The following is an 18,075-nucleotide window of genomic DNA, read 5'->3' as shown; positions in this document are numbered from 1 at the left end:
CGTCGTCCGGCACACAAACTAGCGGCGATAGTTTTCGTGCGCCAGACTCGCCCGGGCGCCGGCGGTCCCCGGTACCCGGACGTACCGGGACATCATCGCCGGATCGGCGGCGGCTCACTCCTCCAGGTCGGGCAGCCTGGCCGGCGCCGGGCAGATGCGGTCGCCGTGCTGGTCGAAGACGAAGAGGTGGGCGAGGTCGACGAGCAGGGGCACCTGCATGCCGTGGCGCAGCCGGATGTCGGGGGTGGTGCGGACCACCAGGTCGCCGGGGAGCCGGCCCTCCGGCGGCGCGGGCTCGGGCACGGTCTCCTGGGGATGCTCCAGCACCACCACGGGGCCGGCCCGCAGCGACCCGGCCCGCTCCCGCAGCCGGTCCAGCACGCCCGCCCCGTCCCGGCGGCGCCTGCGGGCGGCCCGGGCGGCCGGGCGCGGGGCCTCCAGCTCGGGCACCAGGGCGGGGCGCGAACCGGTGTTGAAGTGCACGAGCGTCTCGTGCCCCTGGAACTCCATGTGCTCCACCAGCCCGGTCAGCGGCACCTCGCCGGGCCGGGCGGCGCTGTGCTTGGCGATGCGCACCGCCTCCGAGCGCAGCCCGACGATGATCTCGCGGCCCTGCTGGACGCGGAGCAACTGGTGGTCGAGGGAGAGGGGTTCGGGCAGGCGCAGGTACTGCTTGCCGAGGCTGATGGTCATGGCGCCGTCGAGCGGGGCGCGGACCAGGCCGCGCAGCAGGTTGATGCGCGGGGTGCCGATGAAGGCGGCGACGAAGACGTTGCGGGGCAGCGCGTAGACCTCGCGCGGGGTGCCGACCTGCTGGAGCACGCCGCCGCGCAGCACGGCGACCCGGTCGCCGAGGGACATGGCCTCGGACTGGTCGTGCGTGACGTACACCGTGGTGACGCCCAGCTCGCGGGTGAGCTGGGATATCTCGGCCCGCAGGTGGTTGCGGAGCTTGGCGTCGAGGTTGGACAGCGGCTCGTCCATCAGGAACGCTGAGGGGTGGCGGGCGATGGCCCGGCCCATGGCGACGCGCTGGCGTTCGCCGCCGGAGAGCTGGCCGGGGAACCGGTCGAGCAGGTCCTCGATGCCGAGCATGCGGGCGGTCGCGTCCACGCGCGGGGCCGGGTCGGCGGCGGGGGCCTCGATGCGCAGCGGGAAGCCGATGTTGTCGCGGCTGGTCATGCTCGGGTAGAGGGCGAAGTTCTGGAAGACCATGGCGATGTCCCGCTCGGCGGGCAGCCAGTCGTTGGCGTGCTCGCCGTCGAGGAACAGCGCGCCGTCGTCGATCTCCTCGAGGCCGGCGATCATGCGCAGCACGGTGGACTTGCCGCAGCCGGAGGGGCCGAGCAGGACCAGGAACTCGCCGGGCGCGATGTCCAGCGAGACCCGGTCGACCACCCGGGGGCCCCGGGCGTACGACTTGCTCACGTCGTGCAGAGAGATGGCGCGTGTCATGGGTGCTGCCCCCGGGGGCTGTGCGGAGCGCCGCTGCTCCTTGGGTCCGGGGTCCCGTGCGGACGTACGGGACCCAGGGGCATGCCGTCGCGTTCCCGCCGCGCGGCCGGCGGGAAGGGGACGACAGGCCCCACGAGTCACGGAAGTTAACGGAATGTGCCCGGTCGCGGAAGAGTGGTGACGATGTCCGGGAACACGCCCCAGGCGGGGGCCGGAAACGGAGGGGCGGGTTAGGGCTCCGGACCGCCCGGTGCGGGGCGCGGGAGGCGGCGCCCGGGGCGGGTCAGCCGGTCGCGGTGAGGTGGGCGAAGACCACCACGTTGCTCGTGTAGCCGGTGCGCCGGCTGTACAGGCCGCCGCAGGTGAGCACGCGCAACTCCGGGCGCTTGGCGGGGCCGTAGACCTCCTCGTCGGGGAAGCCGGCCTTGTCGTACACCTTCACCCGGTCCACGCTGTAGACGGCGGTACGGCCGTCCGCGCGCCTGACCTCGATCGGCTTGCCGGGCTCGACCTGGGCGAGGGCCGCGAAGACGGCGGCGCCGGTCAGGGTGTCGCGGTGGCCGACGGCGACGGCGGTGCCGGTCTGTCCCGGCGTGGGGCCGCCCTGGTACCAGCCGACCTCCTTCGGACGGTCCAGCGGAGGTGTCGACAACTGATGGTCGCGGTCCAGTCGCAGACCCATGACCGGGGCGTCGATGCCGAGGGACGGGATGCGGAAGTCCGTCGGCCGGGACCGGGTGGCCAGGGGGCGGGGCGGGGGCGCCTGGTCACCGGACTCCCCCTGCCGTCCGTCGCCGCCGGACCGGCCGCCCGCCTGGGCCGGTCCGTCCGGTCCGCCGCACCTGACCCCCACCGTCACCAGGACGGCCGCGAGCAGGGCCGTCCTGACGAGGCGGTAGGCGCGGGTCCGGTACCACGGCCTGGGTCGGCGCCTACGCGGCGCCATGGGGCCGCCGGCGGATCAGCCGGATGTACACGGCGCCGCTGACCGCGACCAGTCCGACGGCCGCGGCGGCCGCGACCGGCGAGAACGCGCCCGTGGTGTCGACGAGGCCGCCGCCGCCCGCGTGCACACCACCCTTGGGGCCGCCGTCGTTGTGGTCGCCGCCGCCCGAGCCCCAGGCCGAGTCGCCCTGCTGGTCGTGGTTCTGCTGGTCGTGGTTCTGCTGGTGGTCCTCGATCTGGCCGCCGGGACCCTGCTGCCCCTCCACCCTGCCGTCACGGCAGTTGACGCGGAAGACCTTCTCCTTCAGGGCCGTGGGCGTCCCGACGGTCCAGCTGATCTTGTACTGCCCGTCCGCGAGGCCCAGCGGGTCGGTGTGGCCGGCGCCGCCGGCGAGCTGGATGGTGCCCGTCACCATGGCGGCCGTGGGCAGCGGGGGCTGGGGCGTGATGGTGTACGTGATGACGGGCAGCGAGTCGAAGTTGACGGCCTCGAGGAAGAACTTGCAGACCACCGGGTCGTCCTTCGCCGAGCCGATGAACGACGGCGGATTGGTGGAACGCGCGTTGTGGATCCTGATGTCGCCGTTCTCCCCCTGGGCCACCGCGCCCGGGGCCGCCACCCACGACGCGCCCGCCGCGGCGAGCGTGGTCAGGAGGACGGTGGCACCCGCGCGGGAGAAGGTCCGTGGAAGTGTCAGGGTGGGCATGCAAGCTCCTCCGAGTTAGACGATTTTCATACAAATCGCTCTTCTCTGGACTCTCACGCATGCGCTCCACGGCCCGCGGCACCAACGCCGGACGCGCCGTCAGATATCGCTCGTGCGGCGCAACGCCGGGCCCGCACGGCCCTTCTCCGCCGCCGGATCGGCCTCCGTACCGGCCGCGGGATCGGCTTTCCGATCGGCCACCGAACCGGCCTCCGGCGACCGTTCTCCGCCCTCCGGCGAGCGCACCGCCACGGCCGAGGACAGCAGCAGCAACGCGCCCAGCATCACGAACGGCGCGGCCACTCCGGCCACTCCCGCGACCAGGCCCGCGGCGGCCGGGGCGGCGACCTGGCCGAGCCGGTTGCCGGTCAGGCGCAGGGCGAGCGCGGTGGAGCGGGCGCCGGCCGGGGCGGCCTGCACGACCGTCGTCATGGACAGCGGCTGTCCGACGCCCAGGCAGAAACCGAGGACGGTCAGCATCACGCCGAGCGCCCACACCGGCGCCGGCACGGCCACGCCCGCGCACAGCACGGCCGCCAGGAAGCAGGTCACGGTGAGCAGCGCGGGACGGCCCAGCAGCCGCAGCAGCGGGGTGAGGACGAGCCGGCAGGCGATGGTGGCCCCGGCGCGCAGACTGAGCAGGACGCCGACCACGGCGGGGGCGATGCCCCGGTGCTCGCCGACCACCGGGAGATAGGCGGTGAGGATGTCGGTGGCGGAGAGCACGGAGAGGCTGATGAGCATCCCCGCGGGCACGCCCCGGGCGCGCAGGATCCCGCCGACCGGCACCCTGCCGCCCTTCGGCGGGGCGGAGTTGACGGCCGTGCGGTCCTCGACGCGCCACAGCGAGGTGAGCGCGAGCGCCCCGCCCGCGCCCGCCACGACGAGGGCGAGCCCGCTGCTGCCGGCCATGTCGGGGCCGCCGATGAGGGCGCCCGCGGCGATCGGCCCGACGAGCTGGCCGAGGGAGGCGCCGATGGTGAAGTGCCCGAAGTTGCGGTCCTGTTCGTGCGGTGCGGACTGCCGGGCCACCAGCGACTGGGCGCCGATCACGAAGCTGAGGTGCCCGAGCCCCATCACCCCGCTCCACACGGCCGTCGTCCACAGGGAGCCGGCCAGCCCGCTGAGTACGCAGCCGGCGGAGACGAGGACGACGCCCACCGGGAGCAGCGGAGCGCAGCGGCCGTGGTCGGTGCGGCGGCCGAGCGGTACCGCCGCGAACAGCGGGAGCAGGGCGTACACCCCGGCGATGACGCCGACCGCCCGCTCGTCGGCGCCCAGCGCGAGCGCCCGGTAGGAGACGGCGGGCCGGGCCATCGACACCGCCCCCTGCGCGAGACCGAAGGCGACGACGAGGCGGAGCAGCCAGCCGCGGTTCCCACCGGACGCCATGAGACCTTCTCCTTCCGGGAGGCTTTCGGGGTGCTTCCTCAGGTGAACGCCCCTGGGCGTCCGGCGGGTCAGAGGATGCCGAAGACGACGCCCGCGCCGAGCACCACCAGCGAGGTGAGGACGGCCCACTTCACGACGAACCGGGTGTGGTCGCCGAACTCGACCTTGGCCATGCCGACGAGGACGTACACGGCCGGGACGAGCGGGCTGGACATGTGCAGCGGCTGGCCGACGATCGAGGCGCGGGCGATCTCCACGGTGGACACGCCGTGGGCCTGGCCCGCCTCCGCGAGCACCGGCAGGATGCCGAAGTAGAAGCCGTCGTTGGACATGAAGTACGTGAGCGGGATGCTCAGCACGCCGGTGACCAGGGCCATGTGCGGGCCCATGCCGTCGGGGATGTTGCGCACCAGCCACTCGGCCATGTGGTCCACCATGCCGGTGCCCTGCAGCACTCCGGTGAAGACGGCGGCGGCGAAGACCATGCCGGAGACGTTGAGGACGTTCTCGGCGTGCGCGGCGATCCGGGCCTTCTGGTCCGGCATGTGCGGGAAGTTGACGGTCAGCGCGAGGGCGGCGCCGAGCAGGAACAGCACCGGGATCGGCAGCCACTCCATGATCATGGCGGTGAGCAGGGCGACCGTGAGCAGCGCGTTGAACCAGTACAGCTTCGGCCGCAGGGTCGCGCGGCCGGGGTCGAGGCCCTGGAAGCCCTCGTCCTCGGGCGCCTCGGGCAGGCCCCCGCCGGAGCCGGCGTCCCCGGTGCGCTTCGCGGTGCCGCTGGAACCGGCGCCGACCAGCACGGTCTGCGTCTCGGGCGCCTCCACCAGCGCCTCGTCCAGGGTGAGGACGCCGAGCCGCTTGCGCTCGCGCCGGCCGAGGACGTAGGCGAGGACGAGGACGAACAGCAGGCCCGTGGCCAGGGCCGGGATCATCGGGACGAAGATGTCGCTCGCGTCCAGCTTCAGCGCGGTCGCGGCGCGCGCGGTCGGGCCGCCCCAGGGGAGGGTGTTCATCACGCCGTTGGCCATGGCCGCGACGCCGGTCATCACGACCAGGCTCATCTTCAGCCGCTTGTACAGCGGGTACATCGCCGAGACGGTGATCATGAAGGTGGTGGAGCCGTCGCCGTCGAGGGAGACGATCGCGGCGAGGACGGCCGTGCCGACGACGATCCGCAGCGGATCGGCCCTGCAGAACCGCAGGATGCCGCGGACGATCGGGTCGAAGAGGCCGACGTCGATCATCACACCGAAGTAGACGATCGCGAACATGAGCATCGCCGCTGTGGGGGCGAGGCCGGTGACGCCGTCGATGACGTAGTCGCCGAGGTGGGCGCCCTTGCCCACGAAGACACAGAAGAGTGCCGGTATGAGCACGAGCGCCGCGATCGGCGACATCTTCTTCAGCATGATCAGGACCAGGAAGGTCGCGATCATGGCGAAGCCGAGAATGGTCAGCATGAAATGGATACCTAACGTTCGCCCTTGAACATCCCGCCTGGGGCCGGCGGTGCGACGTTAGGTCCCGTCAAACGGCGTTAACAAGTGGTTGACACGCGAGCAATAAGCGCGAAAGTCCAGGTCACAGCTCTACTCACGTCAGCGCGCCCAGCTTCGCCGACACGGCCGCCACCTCGACCGGCACCCCGTTGAGGACCGCGTTGCCGGACAGCGGGTCGAGCAGGCTGCCGTCGAGGAGCTGGTTGACGTTGACGCCGGGGTCGGCGACGGCGTGGCTCAGCCGGACGCCGGGGCGGTCGTGGCCCCAGCCGTGCGGCAGGCTCACCACGCCCGGCCGGACCGCGTCGGTGACCTCGGCGGGCGCGGTCACCTCTCCCCCGGCGCCCTTGACCCGCACCTGTTCCCCGTCCGCTATGCCGAGGCGTGCGGCGTCGCGCGGGTTGAGCTGCAGGGTGCAGCGGTTGCTGCCGCCGGTGAGGGCGGGCACGTTGTGCATCCAGCTGTTGTTGGAGCGCAGGTGACGGCGTCCGACGAGGACCAGTGCGGCGGGGCGCTCGCGCAGGGCGGCGCGCAGCCGGGGCAGGTCGCCGGCGATCGGCCCGGGCAGCAGCTCGATCCTGCCGCTCACGGTCTTCAGGGGCTGCGGCAGGCGCGGGCGCAGCGGGCCCAGGTCGATGCCGTGCGGGTGGTCGAGCAGCCTGCGCAGCGTCAGTCCGTCGGGCCGGGCGCCGAAGCCGTCGCCGTAGGGGCCGAGGCGCAGCATCAGGTCGAGCCGCCGCTCGGGGCCGCTCTCCCCGGTGAGCTGCGCGGCGAGCTCCTCCGGATCGCGCCCGTGCACCGGGGAGTGGGGTTCCTGGACGGCCTTGCCTAGGGTCTGCCCGACGACCATCGCGTCCACGGCGGCCGGGTCGGCGCCGTGCCGGCCCGTCGCGGCCAGGACCAGCCGGGCGAGGATCTCCGTCTCCGCCATGCGGCCGGGTTCGAGGGGGACGGCGGGGCGGCTGTAGCGGACCTGGTTGCGGACCGCGAGGGTGTTGAAGGCGAAGTCGTGGTGGGGGCTCTGCGAGGGCGGCGGCGGGGGCAGTACGACGTCCGCGTGGCGGGAGGTCTCGTTGAGGTACGGATCGACGCTGACCATGAAGTCCAGTGAGTCCAGGGCCTTGTCGAGGCGGTCGCCGTCGGGCGCGGACAGCACCGGGTTGGCCGCGACGACGACGAGCGCGCGGACCGGCTCTCCCGCGTCCGTCGCGGTGTCGATCTCCTCGGCGAGCGCGGAGAGCGGCAACTCGCCCTTGGCCTCCGGCAGCTGCCGTACGCGCGAGTGCCAGCGGCCGAGCGCGAAGCCGTGGCCGGGGCCGGCCGGGCGCGGGGTCCGGTCGGTGGCGGCCTGCGGGAACAGGGCGCCGCCCGGCCGGTCCAGGTTGCCGGTGAGGACGTTGAGGACGTCGACCAGCCAGCTCGCGAGGGTGCCGTGCGGGACGGTGCAGCTCCCGATGCGGGCGTAGACGGCGGCGGTGGGGGCGGCGGCGAGTTCGCGGGCGAGGGCGCGGATGAGGTCCGCGTCGAGGTCGCAGGCGGGGGCCACCGCCTCGGGGGTGAAGTCGGCGAGGGCCGCCCGCAGTTCGTCGACGTCCTTGACGTGCGGGGCGAGCGCGCCGAGGTCGGTCAGCTCCTCCTCGAACAGCACGGTGGCCAGCGCGGCGAGCAGCAGGGCGTCGGTGCCGGGGCGGATCGCGAGGTGCCGGTCGGCGAGTTTGGCGGTGCGGGTGCGGCGGGGGTCCACCACGGTGAGCCGGCCGCCGCGGGCCCTGAGGGCCTTGAGCCTGCCGGGGAAGTCCGGGGCGGTGCACAGACTTCCGTTGGACTCCAGGGGGTTGGCGCCGATCAGCAGCAGGTGGTCGGTGCGGTCGAGGTCCGGGACCGGGATGGCGTTGGCGTCGCCGAAGAGCAGACCGCTGGAGACGTGCTTGGGCATCTGGTCGACCGTGGAGGCGGTGAACAGGCTGCGGGTGCGCAGGGCGGCCAGCAGGACCGGCGGGTAGAGGGCGCCGGCCATGGTGTGCACGTTGGGGTTGCCGAGGACCACACCGAGGGCGTGCGGCCCGTACCGCTCGACGACCGGGCGCAGACCCGCCGCGACCCTGTCGAAGGCCTCCTCCCAGGTGGCCTCGCGCAGCGCGCCGTCCTCGCGGACCAGCGGCCCGCGCAGCCGGTCGGGGTCGCCGTCGACGGCCCCGAAGGAGGCGCCCTTGGGGCAGATGAAGCCCTTGCTGAAGACGTCCTCGCGGTCGCCGCGGGCGCCGGTGACCCGGGTGCCCTCGACGGTGAGGGTCAGCCCGCAGGTGGCCTCGCACAGGGGGCAGATTCGCAGGGCGGTGCGGGGCACGGGTCCTCCCGGAGGATCGGCGGCGGTGCCGGGCCCGCCCCGGTGGGCCCGGGTGGGCTCCGGCGGGCTCGGGGGGTGAGCATACCGACCGGTAGGCATGGAGGGGAGCCCCCGCGTCGGCCGCGTCCGCGGGCCAAGTTCAGTCGAGGACGCGCCCCAGGTACGCCCGCAGCAGCTCGCGGGTCTCGTGGATGATCGCCTCGTCCCCCTCGGGATCGACCCGGAAGGCGAGCTGCACGAGGGTGTCGGCGCTCTCCACGGCGACCAGGAAGACACGGCGCAGATCCTCGCCGGGGGTGCGGCCGAGGTAGCCGGAGAGCAGGTCGGTGAGCCGGCCGGCGACCCGGGTGTTGGGCTCCGCCTGCCGGGCGCCGACCGGGATCTGGTTGCCGAAGTCCACGAGGGAGAAGCCGGGCGCGGTGCGCTTCATGGCGAGGTACTCGTCCAGTACGGCGTCCACGGCGGCCCGCCAGTCCCCGCGCCGTTCGCCCTTCAGCCGCTCCGAGACGCGTTCGGAGTACCGCTCCAGGTTGCGCTGCGCGAGGGCGTCGGCCATCTGCCGCTTGTTGCCGAAGAACCGGTAGACCGAACCGATGGGCACCTCGGCGCGCGCCGCCACCGCGCGGGTGCTCAGGGCCTCGTAGCCGGCCTCGTCGAGGAGGTCGGCGCAGGCGTCGAGGATCCTGGTCAGCCGTTCGGCGCTGCGCCGCTGGACCGGGGCGCGGCGAAGCGATGTCGCGTGGGGCACGGACTTCATGATGCCTCTCCGCCGGGGTCGGGTGAACCTCGCCCCCCAGTACGGAGAAGAGTGGCCGATGCACTCATCGGCGGTGCCGGGGGCGTCCCGCTCATGGGCGGACCGGGGCCGTCGCACCGGCCCGGACAGCGGCAGCAGGACCGAGACCGCGGGCGCGGCGAGGGTCCTGCCCGTCCATGGCCTCCACGACATGCCCGGGAGGTCGGAACAACGTCCCGGCATCCCGAATCCCCCTGAAGTCCGGTTCCCGGCCCATCCCTTCGGGTGGACCCGGCGCGAGAACCCGGGACCCCCTTGCGTCCGGACCCCCACCATTCCTACGGTGATGCATAGGAATCAGGAGCGCAAGGGAGCGATCAATGAGCGATGGGGGTACCTCCCGCGCGAGCGGGTTCGAGCGTGGGGGAGCGCGGAAGACCGCCGAGGGACTGTCGTACCTGACCGGGTTCGGCAACGAGCACGCCTCGGAGGCGGTGCCGGGCGCCCTGCCGGAGGGCCGCAACTCGCCGCAGCGCGCGCCGCTCGGCCTGTACGCCGAGCAGCTCAGCGGCACGGCGTTCACCGAACCGCGGGCGCACAACCGGCGCTCCTGGCTGTACCGCGTCCGGCCGTCGGCCGCGCACCCCGCGTTCACCCGCACCGGCAACGGCGCGATCCGCACGGCGCCCTTCACCGAGACCGTGCCCGACCCCAACCGGCTGCGCTGGAACCCGCTGCCCGAGCCGCCGGCCGGCACCGACTTCCTGGCGGGGCTGTGGACGCTGGGCGGCAACGGCGACGCCACCCAGCGGACCGGCATGGCCGTGCACCTGTACCACGCCAACGCCTCGATGGAGCGGGTGTTCTCCGACGCCGACGGGGAGCTCCTCATCGTGCCGGAGCGCGGCGGCCTGCTGCTGCACACCGAGTTCGGCCGGCTCCATGTGGAGCCCGCACATGTGGCACTGATTCCTCGCGGGGTGCGCTTCCGTGTGGAGCTGCTCGACGAGTCGGCCCGCGGCTATGTGTGCGAGAACTACGGGGCGCCGTTCCAACTCCCCGATCTCGGTCCCATCGGCGCCAACGGGCTCGCGAACGCCCGGGACTTCCGGGCGCCGGTCGCCGCGTACGAGGAGGTGGAGGGGCCGGTGGAGGTGGTCAACAAGTTCTGCGGCAACCTCTGGACCGCCACGTACGACCACTCCCCGCTCGACGTGGTCGCCTGGCACGGCAACCATGTGCCGTACGTCTATGACCTGCGCCGTTTCAATGTGATCGGCACCATCTCCTACGACCACCCCGACCCGTCCATCTTCACGGTGCTGACGTCCCCGTCGGACACCCCGGGCCTGGCCGGCGTCGACTTCGTGGTGTTCGCCCCGCGCTGGCTGGTGGGCGAGGACACCTTCCGGCCGCCGTACTTCCACCGGAACGTGATGAGCGAGTACATGGGCCTCGTCGAGGGGGCCTACGACGCCAAGGCGGAGGGGTTCGTGCCCGGCGGCGGCTCGCTGCACAACATGATGTCGGCGCACGGCCCGGACCGGGAGACCTTCGACCGGGCGAGCGCGGCCGAGCTGAAGCCGCAGCGGGTCGACGACGGGCTGGCGTTCATGTTCGAGACCCGCTGGCCGCTGACGCTCGCCCCGCAGGCGGCCGGGGCCGGCCACCTCCAGCAGCGGTACGACGACGTCTGGCAGGGCCTCGAGCGCCACTTCCGGGCGCTGTGACGGCTCCGTTGCACCGAACGATCCCGAACAGGTACGGATAGCCCCGTGACCTCCTTCGCCCCGGATTCGATCGTCCTGAACCGCAAGCTGCCGCTGTGGTATCAGGTGTCGCAGTCGCTGCGCGCCTCGATACTCGGCCGCTCACCGCGGGACCCGCTGCGCCTGCCCACCGAGGAGCGGCTCGCGGAGCACTACGGGGTGAGCGTGCTCACCATGCGGCAGGCGCTGAAGGAGCTGGAGGACGAGGGGCTGATCAGCCGGCACCGGCGGCGCGGCACGTTCATCGAGCCCGACGCGCGGCGCGGCGCCCCGGTGCGGCTGCTGGGTTCGGTGGACGCGATCGTCGCCCAGCAGTCCGGCATGACGACCGAACTGCTGGAGCAGGGCAGCACGCCGGTGACCGGCGAACTCGCCGAGCACTTCCCGGACCTGGCGGAGGTGGCGACGTACCACCGGCTGCGCAGCGACGAGAAGACCGGCGAGCCGACCAACCACGCCCGCAACCACGTCCGCCCCGAACTCGCGGCGCGCATCGACGTGCGGGACCTGGTCCGCTGGCCGATGACGAAGGTGCTGCGGGACGTCGCGGGTGCGGACATCAGCCGCATCACGGACACCGTGGAGGCCCGGCTCGCCGACCCGGAGACCGCGCGGCTGCTCCAGGTGCCGCTGCTCAGCCCGATCCTGCACTACACGGGCGTGACCTACGACGCCGCCGGACGGGCACTCGACGTGGTGGTGATCCACTACCGGGGCGACCGCTTCTCGTTCACGGTGACCCTGGACGCCACCTGACCCGGCCGTCACCGGCAGGCTCTACGATGCCCAGCGTGACGCACGACGACGCTCCGCCGCTGGCGGACCTCATGCCGTGGTCCGTCGCACCGCTGCGGCCGGGCCGCGCCTGGCCGACGGCGCCCGACCCCGGCTCCCTGCGGGCCCGCTGGGACGCGCTGCTCAAGGCCGGCGGCCCGGACCGGGAGGCCCTGTTCGAGCCGACGCGCTCGCGCACCGCGCACTCCGCGGTGGGCCAGCTCCCCGGCCAGTCCTCCGGCACCGAGCGGCTGGCGCGCGCCGAGGGCCCCTGCGCCGAGCCGGTGCGGGTGCTGGCGGCCCCCTTCGACGAGCAGTGGCTGATCCCGGACCACCGGCTGCTCGACGTGGCCCGGCCGGAGCTGTGGCGGGTGGCGGGCGAGCGGCAGGTGTTCCTGGTGGAGACGGGCGACGACGGCCCGCTGCTCGCGACCTCGCTGCTGCCGCTGCTGCGCCCCGGCCGTGTCCGGCCGCTGTACCGCCGCCCGGACGGCACGGAGCCGAACCTGGCGCCCGGCCTGCTGGACCACCTGGGCGCCCTGCTCGGAGAACGCCCCACCGCCACGGACGTGCTGGCCTGGATCCTGGCGGCGGTCCGGCCCGGCCGCACCGTCCCGCTCACCCGGGACGCCGGGGTCTGGGCCGCCGGCGTGGAACTGGGCCGCCGCATGCTGTGGCTGATGCGCCGCGACGGCGAACGCCCCAGACTGCCCGGCGGCCGCCGCCCCTACGTCCGCGCTCCCCTGCCCGCGCGCCCTCTCACCCTGCGCTACGACCGGGAGGAGGAGACGCTGCACCTCGACGAGGGCCGGATCTCCCCGGTGCCGCCGGAGGCCTGGGACCACGAGGTGGCCGGGGTCCGGACCCTGGAGGCATGGTTCGCGGCCCGCACCGCTGCGGCGGAGCCGGGCACCCTGGCCGCGATCCGCCCCGCCGCCTGGCCGCAGGCCTGGACGTCGGAGCTGCTGGAGCTGGTCACGGTGCTGGCCCTGCTGGTGGAACTGCGCCCGCGGCGGGCCGCGCTGGAGGTCACCTCACCGGTCACCGCGGCCGAGCTGCGCGACGCGGGCGTCCTCCCGGTCCCGGCCTCCGCCCGCCGCCCCGCCTCGGTCCTGGACCACCAGGAGGAGGGCCCGGACGGCCAGTTCGCCCTGCTCTAGCGGTGGCAGCGAGGCCTCCGGCCGGGTGGCGCCGGCGGCGTCCTCGGCTTGTCCAGCAGGGCGAAGCCGCTGTCCGGGCCGTTCCGGGTGAAGTCGAACCGGGGGCCGGGGACCGGCCGGCGCCTGAGCCGGGTCAGGGTGCCGGTGAGGACCCCCGCGTCCCGCGCCAAGGTGCGGCAGCCGCCGTGTCCGAGGTGCCGGAGGGCCTCGCGGGGAAGGAAGTCCAGCGGCCGGCCGCCGCGCAGCCACAGGGCGGGCCCGGGACCGCGGACGGCCGCCGGCAGCCCGGCGGTCAGGGCGAGTCGAGGCCCCGCACGGTCCCGGTCCATGCGGTCAGGGGACGGGTCCGGCGGCGGGGTGCTGACAGGACCGCCGGTCAGAGGAGATCATCCGGCTCATGGATCGTCTGCCGCTGCCCCTGGAGGGCATCACCGTCGTCGCCGTCGAACAGGCCGTCTCCGCGCCCTTCGCCACCCGGCAGCTCGCCGACCTGGGCGCCCGGGTCGTGAAGGTCGAGCGGGTCGACGGCGGTGACTTCGCACGGGGTTACGACACCGCCGCCGCGGGTCTCGCCTCGCACTTCGTGTGGTGCAACCGCGGCAAGGAGTCCATCGCCCTGGACCTGAAGGACCCGCGCGGCCTGGCCGTCGTACGGCGGCTGATCGCGGACGCCGACGTGTTCGTGCAGAACCTCGCGCACGGGGCCGCCGCCCGGCTGGGGCTGGACGCGGCGACGCTGTGCGCGGCGCACCCGCGGCTGATCGCCGTGGACATCTCCGGCTACGGCGACTCGGGCCCGTACGCGGACAAGCGGGCTTACGACATGCTCGTGCAGTGCGAGGCCGGGCTCGTGTCGGTGACCGGGACGCCCGGGCAGCCGGTCAAGGCGGGCATCCCGGCGGCGGACATCGCGGCGGCCATGTACGCCTTCTCCGGGGTGCTGGCCGCGCTGGTCCGGCGGGGCGCCACCGGCCGGGGCGGACCGGTGGAGGTGTCGATGCTGGAGGCGCTCGCGGAGTGGATGGGGCATCCGCTGCACCACGCGATGCACGGGGGCGAGCCACCGGCCCGCACCGGCCTCGCGCACGCCGTGATCGCGCCCTACGACGCCTATCCGACGGCGGACGGCGGCCGGGTGCTGCTGTCGGTGCAGAACGACCGGGAGTGGCGCCGGCTGGCCGAACAGGTGATAGGCAGACCGGAGTTGGGCACGGACCCGGACTTCGCGACGAACGCGGCCCGGGTGGCGAACCGGGAGCGGACCGACGAGCTGGTGGCGGACGCGCTGGTCCTGCTCGGCGCCGACGAGGCGCTGGCCCGGCTGGAGAAGGCGCACATCGCCTGCGCGCGGCTGCGTGACCTGCACGAGCTGGCAGAGCATCCGCAGCTCGCGGCCCGGGAGCGGTGGCGTCGGGTGGGTACGCCGGTCGGGCCGCTGAAGGCGCTGCTGCCTCCCATCACGCTGCCGGGCGGGGACGAGGCACGGATGGGCGACGTGCCCGCGCTCGGACAGCACACCGGTGCCCTGCTGCGCGCCGTGGGGATGACGGACGACGAGATCGCAGCGTTGCGCCGGGACGGTGTGGCGGCCTGAGCGCGGGCCCCGGACGGGCTCCGGGACCGCCGGCCTGCTTCAGGGACCCCGCGGGGCCTCGCGGGGTTCGTTCGGTACTCGGCCGGGCGCCGGCTCAGTGCCCGCCGAACAGCGAGCGGCGCAGCCGGCGCAGGGGCGCGAACAGGGAGACCCGGCTGACCCGCCGGCCCCGGTCGCTGCGCTGGTGCGCGGTGTCACGTGCCGTCAGCTCGAGCATCAGCGAGGTCGCCTCGGCCGTCTCGACCTGCGGTATGGCGGGACCCGCCAGCACCGACAGATGGCGGTCGAGGCGCGAACTGGTCGCGCTGCTCCCGCAGGTGATCGCAGGGACCCTGGCCCTGCTGCGCACTGTTATCTGCTCCATGTCACTCCCCACCCGTACGAGTCCACCCGGCCCGGGCAGGGTAACCCTATCGCCCCGGTGGAGCACCCGTGTATCTCGCCCACAGGATTCACCTTCCCCATAAGGAGGTTGACCATGCGTCGCCGACTACTCTCCGAATCCGACCGCTTTCAGGGTGAGTTGAGCAACCGGCTGACCAGTGGGCTGTGCCGATCCACCGCCGGGCTCGACGGTCACGGCGAGTGACGTCGAGGTCGGCCCGAGTCCCTTGGCCACCAAGGGCGTGTCGCCCGCGAGGAGGCCCAGGGAGCGCGGCAGCGCATGGGGGCGCATGACCCAGAGCTGGTGCACTCGGCCACCGGAAGGGGCGCCGTATCCGCTGAGGGTGACGACGACCCTCCCCTCCGAGGCGGAAGCGATCACTCCGATACCGCGGCCCCGGGCGTCCGAGCTCGCGGTGGCGCGGGCGTCGGGAGCGGCGAGAACGTGGGCGATCTCACGTGCCCGGGCCTGCTCGGCGTCGAGCCGGTCCTGCGTGCGGTTCGCCTGGACGGCGAAGAGGGAGGCGACGACGAGGGCCGCGGCGGCGGTCGCCGTGGCGAACGGGACGAAGAGCGGGCGCGTCCGGGGCGTACGGGCGCGCGCGGGCGGCGGCTGGCCGCCCCAGACGTGCGGGGGCAGCTGGGGCGCGCGCTCCCGGGTGGGCGGCTGCTCCTGGGGGGTGGCGCGGACGGCGGCCAGCACCCGGTCGCGCAGGGCGGCCGGTGCGGGGGCGGCCGTGGAGAAGGCGAGGCGCACCGCGTCCTCGGACAGCGCGCGCGTCTCCGCGGCGCAGCGGTCGCACTTCGCCAAGTGCTTCTCGAAGCGGCGCCGTTCGCCGGCTTCGAGGGCGTCGAGCGCGTAGGGGGCGGCGAGCGAGTGCAGGTCACCGCGGCCCAGCAGGCGGCCGAGAACGCTCACGCGGCACCTCCCAGGCAGTCGCGCAGCCGGGTGAGCCCGTCGCGCATCCGGGTCTTGACGGTGCCGAGCGGCAGCGAGAGCCGCTCGGCCACCTCACGGTAGGTGTAGCCGTCGTAGTAGGCGAGGGTGACGGACTGGCGCTGCAGCGCCGTGAGCCGGTTCAGGCAGCGGCGCACCCACTCGCGCTCCAGACCGGCCTCCACCTCCTCCGCGACGTGGTCGAAGGCCGGTTCCCCGGAGCGCAGGGCCTCCCGCTGCTCGCGTTCGCCGGCCGCGCGCACGCTGCGCACCCGGTCGACGGCGCGGCGGTGGGCGAGGGTGAGGATCCAGGAGAGGGCACTGCCCCGCCGGGGGTCGAACCGGCCCGCGGAGCGCCACAGTTCGAGCAGCACCTCCTGGGACACCTCCTCGGACTGCGAGGGGTCGCGCACCACCCGGCGCACGAGTCCGAACACCGGTCCGGACACCAGTGCGTACAGCTCCTCGAACGCCCTCTGGTCACCGCCCGCCACGAGAACCAGCAGTTCGTCCGCCTCCACTCCGGTTCTACCTCCGTGGCCGCAGCCGGCCCGTCCCCCGCCTCTTGCTCCACGCATCCGCACGAGCGCACACCTCCGGCGGTTGATACGCATCAGCGGGCCGAAAACGCGGGTCCGGGACGGTCCGAAAGAAATTCCCCGGCCGACCAATCCGATCGGCGAACCCGCTCCGTATACCCGTCCGTCAAAGCAAGTCGGTACTGAGGACGGACGGCATGACACCTCTCTTCTCCAGGAGCGGCACCGGTCGCAAGGGCCTGGTCACGCTCATCTGCGGTGCGCTGGCCGCCGGGGGGCTAGCAGCCGCCGGCGTCGCCACGCTGGAACCCGGGGCGGCCTCCGCCTCCTCGCACCGCGAGGCCCCGCTGATCTCGGGGACCCCGCAGTACGACAACACGGACCTGTACGCGTTCGTCAGCCCGGACAAGCCCGACACCACGACGATCGTGGCCGACTGGATCCCGTTCGAGGAGCCGGCCGGCGGCCCGAACTTCTACACGTTCGCGGACGACGCGCAGTATGACATCCACGTCGACAGCAACGGTGACGCGCAGGACGATCTGCTGTTCCGCTACACCTTCAGGACGCACACGAGGAACGGGGACACGTTCCTGTACAACACCGGGCCCGTCACCAGCCTGGACGACCCGGACCTCAACATCACGCAGACGTACGACATCGAGCTGATCCGGACGAAGAACCAGCACGTGGTGTCGCGGACGAAGCTCGCGGACGACGTGCCGGTGGCGCCCTCGAACGTGGGCAAGGCGTCCATGCCTGACTACGGCAAGCTGCGCTCGCAGGCCGTGTACAAGGCGGCGGGCGGCGCCGCGACCTTCGCGGGCCAGGCCGACGACCCGTTCTTCCTGGACCTGCGGGTGTTCGACCTGCTGTACGGCGGCAACCTGACCGAGGTCGGCCGGGACACGCTCAAGGGCTACAACGTCAACACGATCGCCCTCCAGGTGCCGAACGACCTGATACGGGAGTCCGGCGAGCAGCCGGTCGTCGGCATCTGGTCGACCACCCAGCGCCGCAACGCGCAGGGCTACTACGCGCAGGTGTCGCGCCTGGGCAACCCGCTGGTGAACGAGGTCGTCAACCCGCAGAAGGACAAGGACCGGTTCAACGCGTCGCAGCCCTCGTACGACGCCCAGTTCCTGAAGAACGTGACCAATCCCGAGCTGCCGAAGCTCATCGAGGGCATCTACAAGATCAAGGCGCCCGCCGAGCCGCGCAACGACCTGGTCGACGTCTTCCTGAAGGGCGTCAAGGGCCTCAACCAGCCGCCGAACGTGAAGCCTTCGGAGCAGCTGCGGCTGAACACGTCGATCAAGCCGGCCATGCATCCCAAGCGGCTGGGCGTGCTGGACGGTGACAACGCGGGCTTCCCGAACGGCCGCCGGCTCACCGACGACGTCATCGACGAGGCGCTGCAGGTCGTGGAGGGCGAACTGGTCGGCGCCAAGAACGACCTCGGCGACGCGGTGGACAAGAACGACAAGAAGTTCGAGAAGTACTTCCCGTACGTCGCCGAGCCGACCGCCGGTTCGCGCGGCGCGCTCGCCAAGGGCACGACCAAGGGCGCGGACGTGCGCAGCCAGCTCGGCGACGCGCTGCGGCCGGCCGGGGCGGACACCGCCGGCTCCGGGAACACCGTGCTGATCGCCGCCTCGGCGGCCTCGGGCGCGGCCGGCATCCTGCTGGTCGGCACCGCCCTCACCTGGTGGCGCCGCCGGATGCGCCGCCCGTACTGACCCACCCCCGAACCGGCGCGGCCCGTTTCCCCTTCCCCCACGGCGGGCCGCGCCCCTCTCGCTTCCGAACGGCACCAGGCGATCCAGGAGACGGC

16 protein-coding genes are annotated in these 18,075 nt (G+C 73.4%); 5 read left to right on the top strand and 11 right to left on the bottom strand.

Annotated elements, in window-relative coordinates:
• Positions 1-114: 114 nt before the first annotated feature.
• The 7 genes from ACFYU0_RS26650 to ACFYU0_RS26620 all read right to left on the bottom strand — a co-directional run bounded on the left by ACFYU0_RS26650 (position 115) and on the right by ACFYU0_RS26620 (position 9,105).
• On the bottom strand, positions 115-1,455 hold the full coding sequence (locus ACFYU0_RS26650) for an ABC transporter ATP-binding protein (protein WP_389304635.1): 1,341 nt from the start codon (positions 1,453-1,455) through the stop codon (positions 115-117).
• 283 nt (positions 1,456-1,738) lie between these two features.
• Complete coding sequence (locus ACFYU0_RS26645; RefSeq protein ID WP_351671090.1) at positions 1,739-2,401, bottom strand: class F sortase; 663 nt, start codon at positions 2,399-2,401, stop codon at positions 1,739-1,741.
• The gene (locus tag ACFYU0_RS26640) at positions 2,388-3,107 is read right to left on the bottom strand and encodes a hypothetical protein (protein ID WP_351671088.1); all 720 of its coding nucleotides are present in this window, start codon (positions 3,105-3,107) and stop codon (positions 2,388-2,390) included. Before ACFYU0_RS26640 ends, ACFYU0_RS26645 begins: the two co-directional genes overlap by 14 nt.
• Positions 3,108-3,206: 99 nt before the next feature.
• Complete coding sequence (locus ACFYU0_RS26635) at positions 3,207-4,499, bottom strand: MFS transporter (RefSeq protein ID WP_389304633.1); 1,293 nt, start codon at positions 4,497-4,499, stop codon at positions 3,207-3,209.
• A gap of 68 nt (positions 4,500-4,567) precedes the next feature.
• Complete coding sequence (locus ACFYU0_RS26630) at positions 4,568-5,962, bottom strand: CitMHS family transporter (RefSeq protein ID WP_389304632.1); 1,395 nt, start codon at positions 5,960-5,962, stop codon at positions 4,568-4,570.
• 133 nt (positions 5,963-6,095) lie between these two features.
• Positions 6,096-8,348, bottom strand: coding sequence for a molybdopterin oxidoreductase family protein (locus ACFYU0_RS26625; RefSeq protein ID WP_389304630.1), 2,253 nt, complete (start codon positions 8,346-8,348; stop codon positions 6,096-6,098).
• Between the two features lie 139 nt (positions 8,349-8,487).
• Positions 8,488-9,105: a TetR/AcrR family transcriptional regulator gene (locus ACFYU0_RS26620; RefSeq protein WP_351671080.1), complete on the bottom strand. Its 618-nt coding sequence runs from the start codon at positions 9,103-9,105 to the stop codon at positions 8,488-8,490.
• A 359-nt stretch (positions 9,106-9,464) separates the two neighbouring features.
• Here ACFYU0_RS26620 and hmgA point away from each other — a divergent pair, with 359 nt between their 5' ends.
• Genes hmgA through ACFYU0_RS26605 form a run of 3 tightly spaced genes read left to right on the top strand, consistent with a single transcriptional unit; the run spans position 9,465 to position 12,787 of the window.
• Positions 9,465-10,814: a homogentisate 1,2-dioxygenase gene (hmgA, locus tag ACFYU0_RS26615; RefSeq protein ID WP_351671078.1), complete on the top strand. Its 1,350-nt coding sequence runs from the start codon at positions 9,465-9,467 to the stop codon at positions 10,812-10,814.
• 45 nt (positions 10,815-10,859) lie between these two features.
• Positions 10,860-11,609 carry a GntR family transcriptional regulator gene (locus tag ACFYU0_RS26610; RefSeq protein ID WP_351671076.1) on the top strand — a complete coding sequence of 250 codons (750 nt, stop codon included), beginning with the start codon at positions 10,860-10,862 and terminating at the stop codon, positions 11,607-11,609.
• A gap of 26 nt (positions 11,610-11,635) precedes the next feature.
• On the top strand, positions 11,636-12,787 hold the full coding sequence (locus tag ACFYU0_RS26605; RefSeq protein ID WP_389304628.1) for a type ISP restriction/modification enzyme: 1,152 nt from the start codon (positions 11,636-11,638) through the stop codon (positions 12,785-12,787).
• On the opposite strand, the gene ACFYU0_RS26600 is transcribed toward ACFYU0_RS26605, so the two are convergent.
• Positions 12,784-13,116, bottom strand: a complete 333-nt coding sequence (locus ACFYU0_RS26600) for a hypothetical protein (protein ID WP_389304626.1) — start codon at positions 13,114-13,116, stop codon at positions 12,784-12,786. The genes ACFYU0_RS26605 and ACFYU0_RS26600 overlap by 4 nt on opposite strands.
• A 68-nt stretch (positions 13,117-13,184) precedes the next feature.
• Between ACFYU0_RS26600 and ACFYU0_RS26595 the strand changes: the two genes are divergently transcribed.
• Positions 13,185-14,381: a CaiB/BaiF CoA-transferase family protein gene (locus ACFYU0_RS26595; protein ID WP_351671072.1), complete on the top strand. Its 1,197-nt coding sequence runs from the start codon at positions 13,185-13,187 to the stop codon at positions 14,379-14,381.
• Positions 14,382-14,475: 94 nt separating this feature from the next.
• Here ACFYU0_RS26595 and ACFYU0_RS26590 read toward each other — a convergent pair whose 3' ends face one another.
• The 3 genes from ACFYU0_RS26590 to ACFYU0_RS26580 form a co-directional block, all read right to left on the bottom strand.
• A complete protein-coding gene (locus tag ACFYU0_RS26590; RefSeq protein ID WP_351671069.1) occupies positions 14,476-14,745 on the bottom strand; it encodes a hypothetical protein in 270 nt (89 codons plus the stop codon).
• A 126-nt stretch (positions 14,746-14,871) separates the two neighbouring features.
• The gene (locus ACFYU0_RS26585) at positions 14,872-15,684 is read right to left on the bottom strand and encodes an anti-sigma factor domain-containing protein (RefSeq protein ID WP_389304624.1); all 813 of its coding nucleotides are present in this window, start codon (positions 15,682-15,684) and stop codon (positions 14,872-14,874) included.
• Positions 15,681-16,223, bottom strand: coding sequence for a sigma-70 family RNA polymerase sigma factor (locus tag ACFYU0_RS26580; protein WP_351671063.1), 543 nt, complete (start codon positions 16,221-16,223; stop codon positions 15,681-15,683). The genes ACFYU0_RS26585 and ACFYU0_RS26580 overlap by 4 nt, the downstream gene beginning before the upstream one ends.
• 215 nt (positions 16,224-16,438) lie before the next feature.
• On the opposite strand from ACFYU0_RS26580, the gene ACFYU0_RS26575 reads away from it, so the two are divergent.
• Positions 16,439-17,980: a DUF4331 domain-containing protein gene (locus ACFYU0_RS26575; protein WP_389304622.1), complete on the top strand. Its 1,542-nt coding sequence runs from the start codon at positions 16,439-16,441 to the stop codon at positions 17,978-17,980.
• Positions 17,981-18,075: the final 95 nt, after the last annotated feature.

The sequence above is a fragment of the Streptomyces sp. NPDC003720 genome, from assembly GCF_042875075.1.
Lineage (GTDB): Bacteria > Actinomycetota > Actinomycetes > Streptomycetales > Streptomycetaceae > Streptomyces.
This window is presented reverse-complemented; position numbering and strand designations above follow the sequence as displayed.